The organism is Rhizobium sp. 1399 (assembly GCF_031455475.1).
Taxonomy (GTDB): domain Bacteria; phylum Pseudomonadota; class Alphaproteobacteria; order Rhizobiales; family Rhizobiaceae; genus Rhizobium.
Genome location: NZ_JAVDSU010000001.1, coordinates 819,342 through 839,420 on the forward strand (window position 1 = coordinate 819,342; position 20,079 = coordinate 839,420).

Sequence of the window (20,079 nt, forward strand, 5' to 3'; positions counted from 1 at the left end):
GGCAATATGTTAGCTGAACTGCATGCAGAGTATGGCGCAGCTACAGGAACGATTGTCCGCCGCATTCGGCGGAGCCGCCGTTAGGGCCTATCGAGGCCGGACGGCGGGTGAATTGACGTCGCCGGCTACCCTTCGCTCCGTGCATCCATTGCTCTTTCATTGGCTCGGCGGAGCAGGTCTCATTTCGGCGATCCTGCTGCTATTGCTTTCTCATTGGGGCGGTCCGCTCATGGCAGTCCTCGGCCTCATCCTGATCGCCGCGATTGCAGGCTATCTTGCCGTTCTTTTCAGGAACGGAAACCGGCCCGGTGGCCGTAGCCCGGAGACGACGGAACGCGTCGATGCAACCGGCCTGCTCGGCACGGTCCATGACGTGCTCGGCGATATCGTCGTCACCCGCATGATGGACCGGCGCATCATCGGCACCAACGAGACGTTCCGCAGCCTCACCGGGCGCGCCAAACCCGAAGGCCAGACCTGCGAAGAGATCGGCCTTGCCTTCCGTCCCGGCCCGCAGCCACATCGATACGATGTGGAGATTTCGACACCAGCCGGACAGCGCATCTTTCTCTGGCAAGATGTCGTGACCCGTGATCCGGCAAACGGACGCTTGCTTCTGCAGAGCATCGCGCGCGACGTGACTGAAGAGCGGCTTGCCGCCGAAAGCCGCGAGGAGGCACGGCAGAAGGCAGAATATAACAGCGCCGCCAAATCGCGGCTGCTCGCCACGGTTAGCCACGAAATCCGCACGCCTCTGTCAGGCATTCTCGGCATGGCGCATCTGATTTCCGAAACGAAGCTGACGCAGGAACAGCAGAACTATCTGACCAGTATCCGCCAGTCCGGCCATGCGCTGACGCAGCTGGTCGAGGATCTGCTCGACTTCTCCACCATCGAGGTCGGCCGTTTCGAACTCCGCCCGAGATCGGAATCGCTGCGCAAGCTCGTCGAAAGCGTCGTGGAAATGCTGGCGCACCGCGCCCATGAAAAGGGTATCGAGATCGGCGCTACGGTCTCTGCCGATGTGCCGGAGCTGATGAGCTTCGATCCGGCGCGGCTGCGGCAGGTGCTTTTCAATGTCATCGGCAATGCGGTGAAATTCACGCAGACCGGCGGCGTCTTCATCCGTGTCTCCAGGGCAGCTGGCGAGCTGTCGATTACCGTCAACGATACCGGGCCTGGCATGACGGCGGAGGAACAGGCGCGCATATTCGGGGAATTCGAACAGGGCGGCTCGCTTGCCCAGAAGAGCAACGGCACAGGCCTCGGCCTTGCAATCTCCGCCCGCATCATGCGTGAATTCGACGGTTCGCTGACAGTTGCAAGCGAGAGGGGCAGGGGCAGCCAGTTCACCATTCGCTTCCCCGTCGAACTTTCGGAAGAGGATAAAGCCACCAGGAATGCACTGCTGGCGGGAAACAGCATCGTGCTGCTTGCCCCGGCGGGTGCAGCGCGCACGGCGATTGCCGAGACGATCACGACGCTCGGCGGGCGCTGCCACCTCGTCGCTGGCGGCGAGGCGGCGCGCGAGAGCCTGCTGGCCCTCGCCTGCAGCGGCGACCGGCCGACCGATATCATCGTCGATCACCGCATGTCCGAGGAATTCTCGCTGCATATCGCCGATCGCACGGAGATCGCGGCACTCGGCCTGCGCAAGGTGCTGCTCGTCAATCCGGAAGAGCGTAACTCCTATTCGCTCGACCTCTTCGATGCGTGGCTGATCCGGCCGCTGCGCGAGCAGTCGCTGATCGACGTGCTGCGCGGACGCATGCGTGGCATGGAGAAGCGCGATGCTCTGAACGACAACCAGCCCGGCCTCGGCCCGTCCATTGCAGAACGGACGGCGGTGGGCAACGGCCTTTCCGTCCTCCTGGGCGAGGACGATCCGATCAACGCCATGCTGGTACGCGTCATGCTGGAAAAAGGCGGCCACTCCGTCAGGCATGTGGATGATTTCGAAACTCTGCTCGATTGTGCGCTTGGTGACGACAGGCCCGATATTATCATCAGCGATCTCTCCATGCCCGGCGGCAACGGTATCGACATGCTCGGACGCCTGCGCGGGCACGAACGAAGGCTCGATCTTCAGCCGGTTCCGGTCATCGTTTTGACTGCGGACAAGAGCGACGAATCGCGGCGACAGGTCTTGCTCAACGGCGCCAATCGCGTCATGGTGAAACCGGTGGATCCGGTCAGGCTGCTCACCGAAGTACAGGCGGTTGTTGCTCTTTCAGCCCGTCGGGCTGAGGCGCGCTAAAGCTGGGGAAAACGGCACGTTTCTTGCGTGCACAAATTCGGTATGTCACTTTCCTGTCGTACATAAGTGTTTTATGGCGTGTGATAGGCCGGAGACGGGAGAATCGCCATGTCTGTTGACATCCTTAATTGTGACGCCACTGCCGAGGCCGCTCGGCCATCGACGGCCGCACCGAAGGAAGGCGATATTCTCGGCCGCATCGGCAATTTAGAGACCCGCCTTGCCCGCAGCGCGCGTGAGATCGATGCCTCGCAGGCCGTGCGCTACCGCGTTTTCGTCGAGGAAATGAAGGCTCAGCTGCCAGCGGACGCCATGCGCCGCGAGCGGGACTTCGATGCCTATGACGCCTTCTGCGACCATCTCCTCGTTCTCGACCGCTCGATCGAGGGCGATGCCGAAGACCAGATCGTCGGTACCTACCGCCTGCTCAGACAGGACGTCGCCATGGCCAATGGCGGTTTTTACTCGGCTTCGGAATTTGCGATCAACGAGCTCATTGCCCGCCACCCCGACAAGCGCTTCATGGAGCTCGGTCGCTCCTGCGTTTTGCCGGAATACCGCACCAAGCGCATCGTCGAACTGCTCTGGCAGGGCAATTGGGCTTACGCGCTGAAGCACGGCATGAGCGCCATGTTCGGCTGTGCTTCCTTCCCGGGTGTTCAACCGGAAAGTCATGCGCTGGCTCTCTCCTTCCTCTATCACAACGTACTCGCCAAGGATGAATGGGCCGTCGGCGCACTGCCGCATCTGGCGCGCGACATGGATCTGATGCCGGCTGAAGGTGTCAACCCGAAAAGGGCGCTGATGGCGCTGCCGCCGCTCATCAAGGGTTACCTGCGCCTCGGCGCAATGGTCGGCTCCCACGCTGTCGTCGATCAGGCGTTCAACACGACCGACGTGCTGATCGTGCTGCCGATATCAAGCATTTCCGACCGGTATCTCAATTATTACGGTGCGGATGCAGGCCGTTTTGCAAGCTGATGGCTGCCGCTTGACGGCGGTGCCTCGCCAATTCATTCTCTTTCGGCGTTTTCAGTAGGGCGCATCGGCAATGGTGCCGGCTGGGCTATGCCCGCCTACAACATCAAAACCTTGCGCCATGCCGAATTTCGAAAATCTCAGGAAGAAAGCTAAGCGGTTCAAACGGTGGCATCAGGATCGTTATTATCCTGTTGCAGCGGAAATCCGCTATTGGCTTGCCCGCTACCGCCATCTCAGTGACCGGCAAATCCTCGAGCTTGAGTTCAAGCTTGCGGATGCGCAGGAACTGGTGGCGGCGCAGCAGGGATTCGAAAGCTGGGCGGCGCTGAAAAAGGGTCTCGCCGACATGAGTGCAACAGCCGAACAAAAATCCACATCCCAACCGACGCTGCTCGATGCCCAGCCGCAGCTTTTCGTGAGCGATATCCAGGCCGCCTGCGATTTCTACACACAGAAGCTCGGCTTCGCCCTCGCCTTCATTTATGGCGAACCGCCCTTTTATGCGCAGGTCGTTCGCGGTGCGGCGAGGCTCAATCTCCGGCACGTTGACATGCCGGCCTTCCATCCGGAGCTTCGCCAGCGCGAGAGGGATATCCTCTCGGCGACGATTACGCTTGATGACGTGAAGGCGCTTTTTCTCGAATACACCGCAAACGGCGTTCCGTTTCATCAGCCGCTGAGGCTGGAACCCTGGGGCGCGCGAACATTCATCGTATGCGATCCGGATGGAAATCTGATCGCTTTTGCAGGCTAAGCTCGTCTGAGGCGGACCACACTAGCGGTCCGCCTCTATTACTTATCAGGAACCGGCAGCATAGGCCGCAATCGCAGCCATGTTGACGATATCGCTGTCCTTGGCGCCCATCGAGGTGATCTGCACCGCCTTGTCGAGGCCGACGAGGATGGGTCCGATGACCGTCGAGCCGCCGAGTTCCTGCAGCATCTTCGTCGAGATCGATGCCGAGTGGAATGCCGGCATGACGAGGACGTTGGCCGGACCGGAGAGGCGGCAGAAAGGATATTGTTCCATCACCTTACGGTTCAGGGCAACGTCGGCGGCCATTTCGCCATCATACTCGAAATCGACGCGACGCTTGTCGAGGATCTTCACAGCTTCGCGGACGCGCTCGGAACGCTCCCCCGAGGGATGGCCGAAGGTGGAATAGGCGAGCAACGCGACGCGCGGCTGGTAGCCCATGCGACGCGCGAGACCTGCGGCCTCCTCGGCAATATCGGCAAGCTCCTCGGCCGTCGGCATATCGTGAACCGCAGTGTCGGCAACGAAGACCGTGCGGCCGCGGCAAAGCGCGATCGACACGCCGATCACTCGATGGCCCGGCTTATGGTCGATGCAGCGGCGCACATCTTCGAGTGCCGTCGAATAGTTGCGGGTGATGCCCGTCACCATGCCATCGGCATCGCCAAGCGCCACCATGGTGGCAGCAAAATGGTTGCGGTCATTATGGATCAGGCGCTGCGCGTCGCGGTGCAAATAGCCCTTCCGCTGCAGGCGGGCATAGAGATAATCGATATAGGCCTCGACGCGGGTCGAGATACGGGCGTTGACGATCTCGAGGCCTGGACGATTGAGGTCGATGCCTGCGCGTTCGGCCGTTGCACGGATCAGATCCTCGCGGCCGAGCAGGATCGCGGTGCCAAGCTGCTGATTGGCGTAAGACATGGCGGCGCGCATCACCTGCTCTTCTTCGGCCTCGGCAAAGACCACGCGCTTCGGATGGCGGCGCACGCGCTCATAGAGGCTGGCAAGCGTGGAGGCGATCGGGTCGCGGCGGGCCGACAGTTCTCGCTTGTAGCCGGCCATGTCGGTGATGATCTTGCGGGCGACGCCGCTTTCGATCGCCGCTTCGGCAACGGCGGCCGGAATGGCGGATATCAGGCGCGGATCGAAGGGAACCGGGATGATGTATTGCGCACCAAAACGCGGACGATTGCCCTGATAGGCAGCCGCAACATCATCGGGCACGTCTTCACGGGCAAGGCTGGCGAGTGCCTTCACAGCGGCAATCTTCATCGCATCATTGATGGTCGAGGCGCGGACATCGAGGGCGCCGCGGAAGATATAGGGAAAGCCCAGCACGTTGTTGACCTGGTTCGGATAGTCCGAACGGCCGGTCGCCATAATGGCGTCATCACGAACACGAGCAACTTCCTCGGGCGTAATTTCCGGGTCGGGGTTGGCCATGGCGAAGATGACTGGCCGGTCGGCCATGGAGCGGATCATCTCCTCGGAGAAGGCGCCCTTCTGCGACAGGCCGAAAACGACGTCTGCGCCCTTCATGGCTTCTTCGAGCGTGCGGGTATCGGTCTTTGCCGCATGCGCCGATTTCCACTGGTTCATGCCTTCGGTACGACCCTGATAGATGACGCCCTTGGTATCGCAGAGGATGATGTTCTCAGGCGCAAAGCCCATCGACTTGATGAGCTCTACGCAGGCGATGGCGGCGGCGCCCGCGCCGTTGCAGACGAGCTTGGTGGTCTTGAGATCGCGGCCGGTCAGTTCCAGCGCGTTGATAAGGCCGGCGGCGGCAATGATCGCGGTGCCGTGCTGATCGTCATGGAAAACAGGAATATCCATCAGTTCGCGCAGTCGGCTTTCGATGACGAAACAGTCCGGCGCCTTGATGTCTTCCAGATTGATGCCACCGAAGGACGGCCCGAGGAAACGCACGCAGTTGATGAATTCGTCGACATTTTCCGTATCGACTTCAAGGTCGATGGAATCGACATCGGCGAAACGCTTGAAGAGTACGGACTTGCCTTCCATGACCGGCTTGGAGGCAAGCGCGCCGAGATTGCCGAGACCGAGAATGGCCGTGCCATTGGAAATGACGGCAACCATATTGCCGCGGGTCGTATAATCATAGGCCGTGGCCGGATCGGTGGCGATGGCTTTGACCGGCACCGCGACACCGGGAGAATAGGCCAGCGAGAGGTCGCGCTGCGTCGCCATCGGCTTGGTCGGGTTGATCTCCAGCTTGCCGGGCCGACCCATCGCGTGAAATTCGAGCGCTTCCTGATCGGTAACAGAGGTCACCGGCCGTTCTTTCTTCTCCATCTGGGACATGCCTCCTCCAAACGTCTGTGGGTGACGTTTTCCTCTTCCCCAATTGCTGTTGTCATCTATAGCGGCGCGCGGATAGGGTTGGCACCTGTTTTTTTGGGAAAAACTGCACCTCCGTGAACGCACGAATAGACATCAGAAACGAAGCCTTCTCGGCAGCCGAGCTCGCGACTGAAGAAAGCCGCGCCTCGGCGACGCCGATGATGGAACAGTTTATCGAGATCAAGGCGAACAATCCGGATTCGCTGCTCTTCTATCGCATGGGCGATTTCTACGAGCTGTTCTTCGAGGATGCGCTCGAGGCTTCGCGCGCGCTCGGCATCACGCTCACCAAGCGCGGCCAGCATATGGGGCAGGATATTGCGATGTGCGGCGTGCCTGTGCATGCGGCCGACGATTATCTGCAGAAGCTGATTGCGCTCGGCTATCGCGTCGCCGTCTGCGAGCAGGTGGAAGACCCGGCGGAAGCCAAGAAGCGGGGGGCGAAATCCGTCGTCAAGCGCGATGTCGTCCGCCTCGTCACACCGGGCACTATTACCGAGGAGAAGCTGCTTTCGCCCTCGGAATCGAACTATCTGATGACTCTGTCGCGTATCCGCGGTTCTTCCGAGCCGGTGCTGGCGCTTGCCTGGATCGATATTTCCACCGGCGTCTTCCGGTTGGCGGAAACCGATGCATCGCGACTGCTCGCCGATATCCTGCGCATCGATCCGCGCGAACTCATCGTACCGGATACGATGTTTTATGACGGCGAACTGAAATCGGTCTTCGATGTACTCGGCCGCACCGCCGTTCCACAACCGGCTGTGCTTTTCGACAGCGCGACGGCAGAAACCCGTATAGCGCGCTACTTCGACGTTTCGACGCTCGACGGTTTTGGAAGTTTCTCGCGCGCCGAGCTTGCAGCCGCGGCAGCCGCCATCGCCTATGTGGAGAAGACGCAGATTGCCGAACGGCCGCCGCTCGGCAGACCGGAACGGGAGAGCGGCGCCTCGACGCTGTTCATCGATCCGGCCACTCGCGCCAATCTGGAACTTGTGCGCACACTCTCCGGTGATCGCAACGGTGCGCTGCTGAAGGCGATCGACCGCACGACCACCGGTGGCGGAGCGCGGCTGCTTGCCGAAAGACTGATGTCGCCGCTCACCGATCCCGCCCGCGTCAACGAGCGCCTGGATTCGATAAGCTTCCTGATGCAGGAACCCTCGCTCTGTGGCGACCTGCGCGATGCACTGAAACACGTACCCGACATGCCGCGGGCGCTCTCGCGCCTGGCGCTCGACCGCGGCGGTCCGCGTGATCTCTGGGCGATCCGCCAGGGGCTTGGCGCTGCGGCGCATATTGCCGATCTGCTGGGAAGCGCGATGCTGCCGGAGGAGTTGGAACAGGCGCGTACGGGACTGCAGGCTCTACCGTGCGAGCTCGAAACCTTGCTTGCCGAAAACCTCGCCGAGGAACTGCCGCTCTTAAAACGCGATGGCGGCTTCCTGCGCGACGGCGCCAATGCCGGCCTCGACGAGGTTCGGGCGCTGCGCGACCAGTCGCGCCGGGTCATTGCAGGCCTGCAGCTGCAATATGCCGAAGAGACCGGCATCAAATCGCTGAAGATCAAACACAACAATATCCTCGGTTACTTCATCGAGGTCACCGCCGGCAATGCCGGACCGATGACCGATACGGCGGAGGCGAAGGCCCGCTTCATCCACCGCCAGACGATGGCAAATGCCATGCGGTTCACCACGACGGAGCTTGCCGATCTCGAAAGCCGCATCGCTAACGCCGCCGACCGCGCGCTGCAGATCGAGCTCGAAGCTTTCGACCGGATGGCGGAAGCGACCGTTGCCGAGGCTGAAGCGATCAAGGCTGGCGCACGGGCGCTTGCCGTCATCGATGTCGCTGCAGGTCTGGCACTCCTTGCCGAAGAGCAGGCCTATTGCCGGCCGCTGGTCGACGGCTCGAAGATGTTTGCGATCGAGGGTGGGCGCCATCCCGTCGTCGAACAGGCACTGCGGCGCCAGTCCATCGGTCCTTTCGTCGCCAATAATTGCGATCTGTCGCCCGTCTCCGATGGTAAGGATGGCGCGATCTGGCTGCTGACCGGCCCGAACATGGGCGGTAAATCGACGTTCCTGCGCCAGAATGCGCTGATCGCCATTCTTGCGCAGATGGGCTCCTTCGTGCCGGCGACGTCAGCGCATATCGGCATCGTCGACCGGCTGTTCTCGCGCGTCGGCGCATCCGACGATCTGGCGCGCGGGCGTTCCACCTTCATGGTGGAGATGGTCGAGACTGCGGCGATCCTCAATCAGGCGAGCGAGCACTCGCTGGTCATTCTCGACGAGATTGGCCGGGGTACTGCGACCTTCGACGGTCTTTCCATCGCCTGGGCTGCTGTCGAGCATCTGCATGAAGCCAACCGCTGCCGCGGGCTTTTCGCGACGCATTTCCATGAGCTGACCGTGCTTTCCGAAAAGCTTGCCCGGCTATCGAACGCAACGATGCGCGTGAAGGAATGGGACGGCGACGTGATCTTCCTGCATGAGGTCGGTCCAGGGGCAGCCGACCGGTCCTACGGCATTCAGGTCGCGCGGCTCGCCGGCCTGCCGGCCTCGGTCGTGGCGCGGGCGCGGGACGTGCTGACCCGTCTTGAGGATGCCGACCGCAAGAACCCGGCAAGCCAGCTGATCGACGACTTGCCGCTCTTCCAGGTCGCAGTGCGCCGCGAGGAGGCGACCCGCGGGCCGTCCAAGGTCGAGGAGGCCCTGAAGGCGATGAGCCTCGACGATATGACACCGCGCGAGGCGCTCGATGCGCTCTACGATCTCAAGAAAAAGATGAAGTAGGAATTCCCCGATGTTCATGGAAAAACTGCTTCAGGAAACCCAGCGCCTCTCCGTCATCGTCTCGATGCTGGAGATTATGAAACAATCTGATGGTAATCTGGAGGCGCGCGGCTGGAATACGCCGATCGGCATGGCGAAGATTACCGGCTCCTGCTTGAAGATCGGCGAGCTCAGCAGTGCAATCATTGACGCCGGATACCGCGAATGCGACAAGGCGACGCTCAATGGCATCATGAGTGAAACGCGGCAGGTTCTCGATACGCTGCTGACGCAGGCTTCAGCCTAAGGACTTGCGGCAAAGCGTCCGCGGCCGACGGCTTGCCAACACCATTTCGCCAAATTTAAAGGTTCATGGAATATGGAGACCTGTGTCAATCCGCGGGCAAAGAGGCTATAGCGCATGCAGATCAAACAAGAGGCGCGCCATGAGCAAGCGACCCGGACCGAAGAGGTAAGCCCCCGGCCGATGGCGACGCACGACATCGATTTCTCCGAAATCCTAGATGTGGAATTGCTGCAGGGGCAATGTGACGCCATTGCCGAAGCCAACCGCAACCGTCCCGACGTGCTGCGAAACGATCTTCTTGCCGCTCTGAGGAAAGCCAGCATCGAGGGACGCAAGAAGGCGCGTGAACTGCTTGACGCCCAGGGCGGCGGGCTTGATTGCGCCCACCGCATTTCCTGGCTGCAGGACCAGATCATCACCATTCTCTATAGTTTCGCCACGGCGCATGTCTTTCCGAAGCAGAAGGACAAATTCGCGGTCACCGCAGTCGGCGGCTACGGGCGCGACACACTGGCACCGGGTTCCGATATCGATCTGCTCTTTCTCTTCCTGCCGAAGCCAGCGGAAGAGACGCATAAAGCCGTCGAGTTCATGCTCTACATGCTGTGGGACATGGGCTTCAAGGTCGGCCATGCGACCCGCACCATCGAGGAATGCATCGCGCTTTCCAAATCCGACATGACGATCCGCACCGCCATCCTGGAGATGCGCTACATCTGCGGCCTGAAGTCGCTAGAGACGGAGCTGGAAGCCCGCTTCGACAAGGAAATCGTCACCGGCACGGGGCCGGAATTCATTGCCGCCAAGCTTGCCGAACGCGACGAACGCCACCGCAAGGCCGGCGACACGCGCTATCTCGTCGAGCCGAACGTCAAGGAGGGCAAGGGTGGCCTTCGCGACTTGCATACGCTCTTCTGGATTTCGAAATATTATTATCATGTTCGCGACCCGGCGGATCTGGTGCCGCTCGGCGTGCTGTCGAAGCAGGAATACCGGCTTCTGGAGAAGGCCGACGACTTTCTCTGGGCCGTGCGCTGCCACATGCATTTCCTGACCGGGAAAGCGGAGGAACGTCTTTCCTTCGATATCCAGCGCGAGATCGCCGAGGCGCTCGGCTATCATTCCCGCCCCGGCCTTTCGGCCGTCGAGCGTTTCATGAAACACTACTTCCTGGTGGCTAAAGATGTCGGCGACCTGACGCGCATCCTCTGCGCCGCGCTCGAAGACCAGCAGGCGAAGTCAATCCCCGGTCTGACGGGCGTCATCAACCGCTTTACCCACCGCAATCGCAAGATCCCCGGCAGCGTCGAGTTCGTCGAAGATCGTGGCCGCATTACGCTTGCCAATCCCGATGTCTTCAAGCGCGATCCGGTCAGCATCATCCGCCTGTTCCATGTGGCCGATATCAACGGGCTGGAATTCCATCCCGATGCGCTGAAGCGCGTCACGCGTTCGCTCGGCCTCATCAACAACGACCTGCGCGAGAATGACGAGGCCAACCGGCTTTTCCTGTCGATCCTCACCTCCAAGCGCGACCCCGCCCTCATCCTGCGGCGCATGAACGAGGCTGGCGTGCTTGGCCGGTTCATTCCCGAATTCGGCAAGATCGTCGCGATGATGCAGTTCAACATGTATCATCACTACACAGTCGACGAGCACCTGATCCGCGCCATCGATGTTCTCTCGGAGATCGACAAAGGCAAGGCGGAGGAGCTGCATCCGCTCGCCAACAAGTTGATGCCGCATATCGAGGATCGCGAGGCGCTTTATGTCGCCGTACTGCTGCACGATATCGCCAAGGGCCGCCAGGAAGACCATTCGATCGCCGGCGCGCGCGTCGCCCGCAAGCTCAGTGCCCGCTTTGGCCTGTCGCAGAAGCAGACCGAGATCGTCGTCTGGCTGATCGAAGAACATCTGACGATGTCGATGGTCGCCCAGACGCGCGACCTGACGGACCGCAAGACGATCACCGACTTTGCCGACCGTGTTCAGTCTCTCGACCGCCTGAAGATGCTGATGATCCTGACGATCTGCGACATCCGCGCCGTCGGGCCGGGTGTGTGGAACGGCTGGAAGGGCCAGTTGCTGCGCACGCTCTATTACGAGACGGAACTGCTGCTTGCCGGCGGCTTCTCGGAAGTGTCCCGCAAGGAGCGCGCCCAGGCTGCCGCCGAAGCGCTTTATGCGGCGCTTGCCGACTGGCCACAGAAGGATCGCCGCACCTACGCCAAGCTGCATTACCAGCCCTATCTGCTCTCCGTGCCGCTGGAAGACCAGATCCGCCATGCGCATTTCATCCGCCAGGCGGACAAAGCCGGCCAGGCGCTGGCAACCACAGTGCGCACCGACAGCTTCCACGCGATCACCGAAATCACCGTTCTCTCGCCCGACCATCCGCGCCTGCTCGCCGTCATTGCCGGGGCCTGTGCGGCAGCCGGCGCCAACATCGTCGATGCGCAGATCTTCACGACCTCGGATGGCCGGGCGCTCGATACGATCCATGTCAGCCGCGAGTTTCCGAACGACGAGGACGAGCTTCGCCGCGCCGGCACGATCGGCCGGATGATCGAGGACGTGCTGTCAGGCCGCAAGCGCCTTCCCGATGTGATCGCCACCCGCGCGAAGAACCGCAAGAAGAGCAAGGCCTTCATCATTCCGCCGTCGGTGGCGATCACCAATAGCCTGTCGAACAAGTTCACGGTCATCGAGGTGGAATGCCTCGATCGGCCCGGCCTGCTGTCGGAAATGACTGCCGTCCTGTCCGATCTGTCGCTCGACATCCAGTCGGCCCGCATCACCACCTTCGGTGAAAAAGTGATCGATACTTTCTACGTCACCGATCTTGTCGGCCAGAAGATCTCCGGTGATAGCAAGCGCGCCAATATCACTGCCCGTATGAAAGCGGTCATGGCCGAGGAGCAGGACGAACTGCGCGAACGCATGCCATCAGGGATCATCGCCCCTGCCGCTACCGCCGCCGAAAAGAAAGCCGATTCCCCCGCATGAGCCTCGTCAAGAAATTCGCCACGGTCGGCGGCGCCACGCTCGGAAGCCGCATCTTCGGTTTTGCCCGCGAAACGCTGATGGCAGCCGCTCTCGGCACAGGGCCGATGGCCGACGTCTTCTATGCCGCCTTCCGTTTCCCGAACCTCTTCCGCCGGCTCTTTGCCGAAGGCGCGTTCAATGCCGCCTTCGTGCCGCTCTTCGCCAAGGAGATCGAGGCGAACGGCATCGATGGTGCCAAGCGCTTTTCGGAAGAAGTCTTCGGCGTCCTGTTCTCCGTCCTGCTGCTCATCACCATCGTGATGGAGCTCTCCATGCCGCTGCTGGTGCGCTTCGTCATCGCGCCGGGCTTTGCTGACGATCCCGAGAAATTCGGCATCACGATCCGCATGGCGGCAGTGATGTTCCCTTATCTCATGTGCATGTCGCTGACGGCGATGATGAGCGGCATGCTGAATTCGCTGCATCACTTCTTCGCCGCGGCCGTCGCGCCTATCTTCCTCAATGTGGTGATGATCGGCGCGCTGTTCTACGCGCTCTATACCGGCGCCGAACCGTTGACGACGGCCTGGTATCTTTCCTGGGGCGTGCTGGCAGCCGGCGTTCTGCAGCTCGCCGTCGTCTATCTCGGTGTCCTGCATGCCGGCATGAGCATCGGCTTCCGCTTCCCGAAGATGACACCGAACGTCAAGCGGCTGCTGATCCTTGCCGTTCCCGCGGCCGTCACAGGCGGTATTACGCAGATCAACCAGCTCATCGGCCAGGCAATCGCCTCTTCGCGCGAAGGCGCTATTGCAGCCCTGCAATATGCCGACCGAATCTACCAGCTTCCCCTCGGCGTCGTCGGCGTCGCCGTCGGTGTGGTGCTGCTGCCCGAACTCGCCCGCGCACTCAAGGGCGGGGCGTTGCGCGAAGCGGGCTATCTGCAGAACCGCTCGATCGAATTCGTGCTGTTCATGACGATTCCTGCCGCCTTCGCGCTCTGGATTCTCTCCGACGAGATCATCCGCGTGCTCTATGAGCGTGGCGCCTTCCACCAGGAGAACACGTTCATCGTCGGCTCGATTCTCGCCATCTACGGCATCGGCCTGCCGGCTTTCGTGCTGATCAAGGCACTGCAGCCGGGCTTTTATGCCCGCGAGGACACCAAGACGCCCATGCGTTTCTCTGCGGTTGCCGTCGCGGTCAACTGTGCAACGGCGCTGACGCTCTTTCCCTATATCGGCGCGCCCGGCATCGCGGTGGCCGAAGCCACGGCCGGCTGGATCAGCACCGTCCTGCTCTTCACGACACTTCTGCGCCGCGGCCATCTCACATGGGAATGGGCGCTTGCCAAACGCGCCGTCCTGCTGGTCGTCGCCTCTGCCGTCATGGGCGCGGTCATCTTCTACCTCAAGCAGCACTGGGCGCCCTGGCTTGCCTCGGGCGCACCGCTTCTGACCAAGGTCGGCACGCTTGGTCTGCTGATTGCGATTTCGATGGTCGTCTATTTCGCGACCGCCTTCCTCATCGGCGGGGCGGACCTCGGCATGATCCGCCGCAACCTCAACCGCAAGCCGGCGCCGGCGAAAGATGCCTAGCGCCCTTTTTTCGCAATTCCGGACGCGAAATCGCTGCGCACTTTTGCTGGAATTGCTTTAGCAATCCACCCATCGTCGTTGCGGCCCGACATCGACGTGGACGATGCCATTGCAATAGGTGCCGATCCCTCCGATGCCGGGTGCGGTTTTCGCAGCGGCGACGATCGTGCGCTCTGACACGCCGGGAATCCGGATATCAGCCGCAAGGCATTTCCCGTGCATGGAACCGTGGCGGCGGGGATGTGGCCGGAAGCCCGAAGTTATCATCGGCCGTCGTCCGGTCTTTGCCGCGATGTGCGACAAGACCACCCGCAATCGCTCCGGGAAGCAGCCGGCGCGAACGCTGACGGTCTGCATCGTGTAAGCAATACGCGTCTCGTATTTGGGAAGTTGACTGGTCTGCCGTCGATTATCTTGACCGACGGCCGTCGTTGCTGATTGTAGGGCGAAAAGGCCTGCCATGGCGAGCAAACTAGCGTTCTGCATGGTCCCTCCGATCGGTTGTCCCGACGGCCCCTTGGGCCGCCAGCCCGGCGAGAGGATTTTCAGTTCAAAGAAAGCTTTTCTGTGAAATTTTATACTCAGTTTTAGCTAAACACACTGATCAATTTGGCGTAAAACCGGGCACTTTTCTGCATATAAATGGAATAAACGTCCGAATCTGGAGATCTCATGATCCAATCTCTGTTTCTCGTCACCCTCGTTGTCGATGATTATGACCGCGCCAAGGCCTTCTATTGTGAGGCCCTCGGCTTCGAATGCCTTCAGGACGAAGTACAGCCGGAAGGCAAGCGCTGGGTCGTCGTCAAGCCAAAGGGCGGGGATGGCGCGGCCTTTCTACTGGCGCAGGCGGCAAATGAAGCGCAGCGAGCTGCTGTCGGAAATCAGACCGGCGGGCGTGTCGGCTTCTTCCTCAAGACCGACGATTTTGGGCGCGATCACACAGCGATGCTTGACGCCGGCGTTCACTTTCTGGAGGAACCGCGACATGAGGTTTACGGCACCGTTGCGGTCTTTTCGGATCCTTACGGCAACACCTTCGACCTCATTCAACACGCTGCGCCCACCGCCTCTTGATTGCGACCGGGAGCGCGTGCATAAGCGCCCGCGTTAGCAACATGGGCCTTTGGCCCTGGGGCCCTCCACCAGCCTAATCGAGGACAACATCATGGGCGAATTCAAGAAGCTCGTATTCTCCGGCGTTCAGCCGACGGGCAATCTGCATCTCGGCAATTATCTCGGCGCGATCCGCCGCTTCGTGCAGCTCCAGGACGGCAACGACTGCATCTATTGCGTCGTCGATCTTCATGCGCTGACCGCGCAGCTCGTCCACGAGGACATGCTGTCGCAGACGCGCTCGATCGCAGCCGCCTTCATCGCTTCCGGCATCGACGCTGAAAAGCATATCGTCTTCAATCAGTCCGCCGTACCGCAGCACGCCGAACTCGCCTGGATCTTCAATTGTGTCGCCCGCCTCGGCTGGATGAACCGCATGACGCAGTTCAAGGACAAGGCCGGCAAGGACCGCGAGCAGGCCTCGCTCGGTCTCTACGCCTATCCGAGCCTGATGGCTGCCGACATTCTCGTCTACCGCGCCACGCATGTGCCCGTCGGTGAGGATCAGAAGCAGCACCTCGAGCTGACGCGTGACATCGCGATGAAGTTCAATCTCGATTACGCCTCGCATATCCGCAAGACGAATTACGGGATCGACATCACCGTCGGCAACGAGCCGGTACATGCCTATTTCCCGATGGTCGAACCGCTGATCGGCGGACCGGCACCGCGCGTCATGTCGCTGCGCGACGGCACGAAGAAGATGTCGAAGTCCGATCCGTCGGATCTTTCGCGCATCAACCTGATGGACGATGAGGAGGCGATCTCCAAGAAAATCCGCAAGGCCAAGACCGATCCGGATGGCTTGCCGAGCGAAATCGCCGGTCTCGAAAACCGGCCGGAGGCTGAAAACCTCGTCTCGATCTATGCCGCACTCGCCGACAAGACGAGGGAACAGGTGCTCGCTGAATTTGGCGGCCAGCAGTTCTCCGTCTTCAAGCCGGCGCTGATCGATCTCGCTGTCCAGGTGCTGTCGCCGATAACAGGCGAAATGCGCCGCCTGATGAACGACACGAGCCATATCGACGCGATTCTGCGCAACGGCAATGAACGCGCAAGGGCACGCGCCGACGTGACGATGCGCGAACTTCGCGAGATCATCGGTTTCCTTTACTAGTCCGATCGACATGCAGAGCTCCCGTGCAAAACGGGGGCTTGCAAATTTTTGGTCTCAGGTGTCAGAGTTCGCATCATGGTATCAAAGCGACTCTCACGGCTCGAAGGTCATCGCCGCAAATTTATGGCGGTGATAGACGGGACACCCGAATGCCAACGCGCCGTCCATTATGCCGGACGGCGCGCCAAGAATTCCAATGGCGGCCTCGTTCTTCTCTATGTGATCCCGGAAGGCGATTTTCAGCAATGGCTTGGCGTCGAGGAGATTATGCGGGCGGAAGCCCGCGAGGAGGCGGAAGCCACTGTCGCCAAGATCGCACAAATCGTGCGCGAGACGATCGGCATCGAGCCTGAGATCGTCATCCGCGAGGGTAATTCGGCTGAGCAGATCAATGCGGTGATCGAGGAAGACAGGGACGTCGCCATCCTCGTGCTTGCCGCAGGCTCCGCCAAGGAGGGACCGGGACCGCTGGTTTCGTCCGTCGCAGGACGTGGAGCTGCCTTTCCCATTCCCGTCACCGTGCTTCCCGACACGCTGACGAATGAAGAAATCGACGCCCTCTGTTAAGCCATTTCTTGAGTATCAGTCTCTTGAATCGGCCGGACAATAGGCTTATTTTCTTTTGAAGAATTCTAAAGACGGCAGAGGCCACGGCCCGCCGCATGGAGAGCGAGATGTTCATTCAGACCGAAGCCACGCCGAACCCAGCAACGCAGAAGTTCCTTCCCGGCAAGGTCGTAATGGAAAACGGAACGGCCGAATTCCGCAATGCCGATGAAGCCCAGGCTTCGCCGCTCGCCGCCCGTCTTTTCGAGATTCCGGGCGTGACCGGCGTCTATTTCGGCTACGATTTCATCTCCGTCTCCAAGGACGATGCCGAGTGGCAGCATCTAAAGCCGGCCATTCTCGGCTCGATCATGGAGCATTTCATGTCCGGCAAGCCGGTCATGGGCGATGCCTCCATTCTCTCGGAAGACATCGATGCCGGCGATGAATTCTTCGATGAAGGTGACGAATCGATCGTGCTCACCATCAAGGAACTGCTGGAGACCCGTGTGCGTCCGGCTGTTGCCCAGGATGGCGGCGACATCACCTTCCGCGGCTTCAAGGACGGCAAGGTTTACCTGAATATGAAGGGTTCCTGCTCCGGCTGCCCGTCTTCGACGGCAACGCTGAAGCACGGCGTCCAGAACCTGCTGCGCCATTTCGTTCCGGAAGTGCAGGAAGTGATTGCCGCTTAAAATGTAAGATTCGTCCGGCCGTTCATCTAGGGTTCGGCCAGACGGAATTATGGATAGGCGACAATAGTTTATTCGGAAATTGATGGCATGATTGTTCTGGCGCTCGACACGGCAGGTGTGGATTGCGCTGCCGCCATTTATGATAGCGGCAGGAATACGGTGCTGGGGGAGGCATCGGACATGATCGGCAAGGGGCATGCTGAACATCTGATGGGTATCGTCGACCGCGCGCTGGATCAGGCGGGCGTCGCACTTTCGGATGTCGACCGCCTTGCGGTCACCATCGGCCCCGGCTCCTTTACCGGTATCCGCGTCGGTGTTGCCGCAGCCCGCGGCTTTGCGCTTTCCCTCAATATTCCCGCCGTCGGCATCACCACGCTGGAAGTGATGGCGGCCGCCCAGCGCGAAAAGACTCCTGGTCACGCAGTGCTCGCGGCGATGGATGCCAAGCGGGACGAAATCTATCTCCAGTCTTTTGCAGCCGACGGCTCACCGCTTGATGAGCCCCGTGCGGTCAGCGTTGCCGAAGCGCAGGTTTTCGCTGCCGGTTTCGACGGCGAGATCACCGGTTCGGCAACCCCGGTCCTGAAGCCGGATGCAACGGGCGAATACGCCAACTCCTTCCCGATCTCCATCGTGGCGCGTCTCGGTGCTGCCGCGAACCCGAATACCGGAAAGCCGAAGCCCCTTTATCTGCGCGGACCCGATGCCAAACCGCAGGCCGGGTATGCGATTGCAAGAGTATGACGATGCTGGAAGCCTATCTGACGCTGAAACCGGAATTCGAAATCGTCGCCATGGAGCCGGAGGATTGCCTCGACGTTTCCGTCCTGCATGGCGAGCGCTTCGCCCGCCCTTGGGGTGACGGCGAATTTCACAGCCTGCTTTCGCAGAACACCGTCTTCGGCTTTGTCGCCCGCCAGACCAATGCCATCCTGAAAAAGACGCTGCCGGGCTTCATCCTGGCACGCGAGGTGGCGGGCGAGGCGGAAATCCTGACGGTCGCCGTGCAGGCGAAGGTCGCGCGTTCCGGCCTCGGCTGGCGGCTGATGCAGGCCGCCATGCGCGAAGCACGCCTTCGTGGCGGCGAAAGCATGTTCCTGGAAGTCGATAACGGCAATACCGCCGCCCTCGGCCTTTACCGCAAGCTTGGCTTCGAGGTGGCTGGTGAGCGCAAGGGCTATTATAAGGATGCCAATGGGGCTACCTCCACGGCGCTTGTCATGAAGCGCGTTCTTCGGTAGTTCCCTTCTCGGCAGGAATAGCGAGAAGGCAGCCATGACTGAGGTAGCCAAAACCCTTGAGGAGCTTTGCGCTGAACGCGGCATGCGCATGACCGAGCAGCGCCGGGTGATCGCGCGCATTCTCGAGGACTCCGAAGATCACCCCGATGTCGAGGAACTCTATCGCCGCTCCGTCAAGGTCGATGCCAAGATTTCGATTTCGACGGTCTATCGTACGGTGAAGCTATTCGAAGATGCAGGTATCATCGCCCGCCACGATTTCCGTGACGGCCGTTCCCGCTACGAGACGGTGCCTGAAGAGCATCACGACCATCTGATCGATCTGAAGACAGGCGTCGTCATCGAGTTCCGTTCGCCGGAGATCGAGGCGCTGCAGGAGCGGATCGCCCGCGAGCATGGCTTCAAGCTGGTGGATCACCGCCTGGAACTCTACGGCATCCCGCTGAAGAAAGACGAAATCTGATATCATGGCAGTCCGGGAGCGCCGCATTTGATCGTCTGGCTGCGCATCGCCTTCGCCATTACCGTCATCATTGTCGTCAGCATCCTGCTCATGCCGCTACAGGTGCTGGCGCTGCGTTTCGACTGGAAACTCAGGCGTACCCTGCCCCGGCGCTGGCATCGTATCGTCTGCTATTGTCTCGGCATCCGCATTCAGGTGCGCGGCACGCTTGAGAGCCGCCGGCCGCTGATGCTCTGTTCCAACCATTCTTCGTGGATGGACATCATGGTCATGTCGGCCGTGGCCGACGTCGCCTTCATCGCCAAGATCGAGGTGCGCGACTGGCCGATTTTCGGCACGCTCGCCAAGCTGCAGAAAAGCGTCTTCGTGGTGCGGGAGGAAAAGCGCCGCACCGGCCATCAGGCGAGCGAGATCGCCGGCCGCATGGCAGACGGTGAAATCGTCGTGCTTTTTCCCGAGGGAACGACCTCGGATGGTAATCGACTGCTGGAGGTCAAATCGTCGCTCTTCGGCGCTGCCGCAATGGCCGTGCCCCATTCCCCGACCGGCGGCGTCATGGTCCAGCCGGTTTCTATCGCCTATACGCAGGTGCATGGTATCGCCATGGGCCGCTATCACCGCCCGCTTGCGGCATGGCCCGGCGATATCGAGCTCCTACCGCATCTGACCGACATCATGAAATGCGGCGCGATCGATGCCGAAGTCTCCTTCGGCGAGACGATCGAATATGGCGAAAAGACCAATCGCAAGGAAGTCAGCGCGACGATCGCTGCCCGCATCCGCAACCTGCTGAACCGCAGCCTGCGCGGCCGCGCGATCGACTGATCCGAGATACCCTTTTCTCCCGCGTCAAAAACCACTAGATA

At 60.8% G+C, this 20,079-nt stretch carries 17 protein-coding genes; 15 read left to right on the plus strand and 2 right to left on the minus strand.

The genetic code is table 11. The features are described from left to right. The first annotated feature begins 22 nt into the window (after positions 1 to 22). From J2X71_RS04265 to J2X71_RS04275, 3 genes are all read left to right on the plus strand, one after another. Positions 23 to 2,257: an ATP-binding protein gene (locus J2X71_RS04265; RefSeq protein WP_310379424.1), complete on the plus strand. Its 2,235-nt coding sequence runs from the start codon at positions 23 to 25 to the stop codon at positions 2,255 to 2,257. A gap of 108 nt (positions 2,258 to 2,365) precedes the next feature. Next, positions 2,366 to 3,238 carry a GNAT family N-acetyltransferase gene (locus tag J2X71_RS04270; protein ID WP_310379426.1) on the plus strand — a complete coding sequence of 291 codons (873 nt, stop codon included), beginning with the start codon at positions 2,366 to 2,368 and terminating at the stop codon, positions 3,236 to 3,238. 118 nt (positions 3,239 to 3,356) lie between these two features. Further along, the gene (locus J2X71_RS04275; RefSeq protein WP_310379427.1) at positions 3,357 to 3,992 is read left to right on the plus strand and encodes a VOC family protein; all 636 of its coding nucleotides are present in this window, start codon (positions 3,357 to 3,359) and stop codon (positions 3,990 to 3,992) included. Positions 3,993 to 4,037: 45 nt separating this feature from the next. Here the strand turns inward: J2X71_RS04275 and J2X71_RS04280 are convergent, their stop codons facing one another. After that, entirely contained in the window at positions 4,038 to 6,323 is a 2,286-nt protein-coding gene (locus J2X71_RS04280; protein WP_310379429.1) for an NADP-dependent malic enzyme, read from the minus strand. A gap of 113 nt (positions 6,324 to 6,436) precedes the next feature. Between J2X71_RS04280 and mutS the strand changes: the two genes are divergently transcribed. The 4 genes from mutS to murJ all read left to right on the plus strand — a co-directional run bounded on the left by mutS (position 6,437) and on the right by murJ (position 14,032). Then, positions 6,437 to 9,163: a DNA mismatch repair protein MutS gene (gene mutS, locus J2X71_RS04285; RefSeq protein ID WP_310379431.1), complete on the plus strand. Its 2,727-nt coding sequence runs from the start codon at positions 6,437 to 6,439 to the stop codon at positions 9,161 to 9,163. A 10-nt stretch (positions 9,164 to 9,173) separates the two neighbouring features. After that, positions 9,174 to 9,449, plus strand: coding sequence for a hypothetical protein (locus J2X71_RS04290; protein WP_113325054.1), 276 nt, complete (start codon positions 9,174 to 9,176; stop codon positions 9,447 to 9,449). Positions 9,450 to 9,563: 114 nt separating this feature from the next. After that, positions 9,564 to 12,455 carry a [protein-PII] uridylyltransferase gene (locus J2X71_RS04295; RefSeq protein ID WP_310379434.1) on the plus strand — a complete coding sequence of 964 codons (2,892 nt, stop codon included), beginning with the start codon at positions 9,564 to 9,566 and terminating at the stop codon, positions 12,453 to 12,455. Further along, positions 12,452 to 14,032: a murein biosynthesis integral membrane protein MurJ gene (gene murJ, locus J2X71_RS04300; RefSeq protein ID WP_310379436.1), complete on the plus strand. Its 1,581-nt coding sequence runs from the start codon at positions 12,452 to 12,454 to the stop codon at positions 14,030 to 14,032. Before J2X71_RS04295 ends, murJ begins: the two co-directional genes overlap by 4 nt. A 57-nt stretch (positions 14,033 to 14,089) precedes the next feature. On the opposite strand, the gene J2X71_RS04305 is transcribed toward murJ, so the two are convergent. Then, a complete protein-coding gene (locus J2X71_RS04305) occupies positions 14,090 to 14,518 on the minus strand; it encodes a D-Ala-D-Ala carboxypeptidase family metallohydrolase (protein ID WP_113323570.1) in 429 nt (142 codons plus the stop codon). A gap of 186 nt (positions 14,519 to 14,704) precedes the next feature. On the opposite strand from J2X71_RS04305, the gene J2X71_RS04310 reads away from it, so the two are divergent. From J2X71_RS04310 to J2X71_RS04345, 8 genes are all read left to right on the plus strand, one after another. After that, positions 14,705 to 15,109: a VOC family protein gene (locus J2X71_RS04310; protein ID WP_310379439.1), complete on the plus strand. Its 405-nt coding sequence runs from the start codon at positions 14,705 to 14,707 to the stop codon at positions 15,107 to 15,109. Between the two features lie 91 nt (positions 15,110 to 15,200). After that, the gene (trpS, locus tag J2X71_RS04315; RefSeq protein WP_310379440.1) at positions 15,201 to 16,265 is read left to right on the plus strand and encodes a tryptophan--tRNA ligase; all 1,065 of its coding nucleotides are present in this window, start codon (positions 15,201 to 15,203) and stop codon (positions 16,263 to 16,265) included. 75 nt (positions 16,266 to 16,340) lie between these two features. Further along, positions 16,341 to 16,832, plus strand: coding sequence for a universal stress protein (locus tag J2X71_RS04320; RefSeq protein ID WP_007814929.1), 492 nt, complete (start codon positions 16,341 to 16,343; stop codon positions 16,830 to 16,832). 107 nt (positions 16,833 to 16,939) lie between these two features. Then, a complete protein-coding gene (locus J2X71_RS04325; RefSeq protein ID WP_007814928.1) occupies positions 16,940 to 17,506 on the plus strand; it encodes a NifU family protein in 567 nt (188 codons plus the stop codon). 87 nt (positions 17,507 to 17,593) lie between these two features. Next, positions 17,594 to 18,253 (plus strand): tRNA (adenosine(37)-N6)-threonylcarbamoyltransferase complex dimerization subunit type 1 TsaB, encoded by a 660-nt coding sequence (gene tsaB / locus J2X71_RS04330; protein WP_007814925.1) that lies wholly within the window; start codon positions 17,594 to 17,596, stop codon positions 18,251 to 18,253. After that, positions 18,250 to 18,750 (plus strand): N-acetyltransferase, encoded by a 501-nt coding sequence (locus J2X71_RS04335; RefSeq protein WP_310379445.1) that lies wholly within the window; start codon positions 18,250 to 18,252, stop codon positions 18,748 to 18,750. The genes tsaB and J2X71_RS04335 overlap by 4 nt, the downstream gene beginning before the upstream one ends. Before the next feature lie 34 nt (positions 18,751 to 18,784). Next, positions 18,785 to 19,213 carry a Fur family transcriptional regulator gene (locus J2X71_RS04340; protein WP_007814920.1) on the plus strand — a complete coding sequence of 143 codons (429 nt, stop codon included), beginning with the start codon at positions 18,785 to 18,787 and terminating at the stop codon, positions 19,211 to 19,213. 27 nt (positions 19,214 to 19,240) lie between these two features. Further along, entirely contained in the window at positions 19,241 to 20,038 is a 798-nt protein-coding gene (locus J2X71_RS04345; RefSeq protein ID WP_310379448.1) for a lysophospholipid acyltransferase family protein, read from the plus strand. Positions 20,039 to 20,079 lie beyond the last annotated feature (41 nt).

Coding starts and splice junctions, on each gene's coding strand:
- J2X71_RS04340 (WP_007814920.1), top strand. CDS start 18,785: ATGACTGAGGTAGCCAAAACCCTTGAGGAGCTTTGCGCTGAACGCGGC.
- J2X71_RS04270 (WP_310379426.1), top strand. CDS start 2,366: ATGTCTGTTGACATCCTTAATTGTGACGCCACTGCCGAGGCCGCTCGG.
- J2X71_RS04320 (WP_007814929.1), top strand. CDS start 16,341: ATGGTATCAAAGCGACTCTCACGGCTCGAAGGTCATCGCCGCAAATTT.
- J2X71_RS04275 (WP_310379427.1), top strand. CDS start 3,357: ATGCCGAATTTCGAAAATCTCAGGAAGAAAGCTAAGCGGTTCAAACGG.
- J2X71_RS04310 (WP_310379439.1), top strand. CDS start 14,705: ATGATCCAATCTCTGTTTCTCGTCACCCTCGTTGTCGATGATTATGAC.
- tsaB (WP_007814925.1), top strand. CDS start 17,594: ATGATTGTTCTGGCGCTCGACACGGCAGGTGTGGATTGCGCTGCCGCC.
- trpS (WP_310379440.1), top strand. CDS start 15,201: ATGGGCGAATTCAAGAAGCTCGTATTCTCCGGCGTTCAGCCGACGGGC.
- J2X71_RS04280 (WP_310379429.1), bottom strand. CDS start 6,323: ATGTCCCAGATGGAGAAGAAAGAACGGCCGGTGACCTCTGTTACCGAT.
- J2X71_RS04265 (WP_310379424.1), top strand. CDS start 23: ATGCAGAGTATGGCGCAGCTACAGGAACGATTGTCCGCCGCATTCGGC.
- J2X71_RS04290 (WP_113325054.1), top strand. CDS start 9,174: ATGTTCATGGAAAAACTGCTTCAGGAAACCCAGCGCCTCTCCGTCATC.
- J2X71_RS04295 (WP_310379434.1), top strand. CDS start 9,564: ATGCAGATCAAACAAGAGGCGCGCCATGAGCAAGCGACCCGGACCGAA.
- J2X71_RS04335 (WP_310379445.1), top strand. CDS start 18,250: ATGACGATGCTGGAAGCCTATCTGACGCTGAAACCGGAATTCGAAATC.
- J2X71_RS04305 (WP_113323570.1), bottom strand. CDS start 14,518: ATGCAGAACGCTAGTTTGCTCGCCATGGCAGGCCTTTTCGCCCTACAA.
- J2X71_RS04325 (WP_007814928.1), top strand. CDS start 16,940: ATGTTCATTCAGACCGAAGCCACGCCGAACCCAGCAACGCAGAAGTTC.
- murJ (WP_310379436.1), top strand. CDS start 12,452: ATGAGCCTCGTCAAGAAATTCGCCACGGTCGGCGGCGCCACGCTCGGA.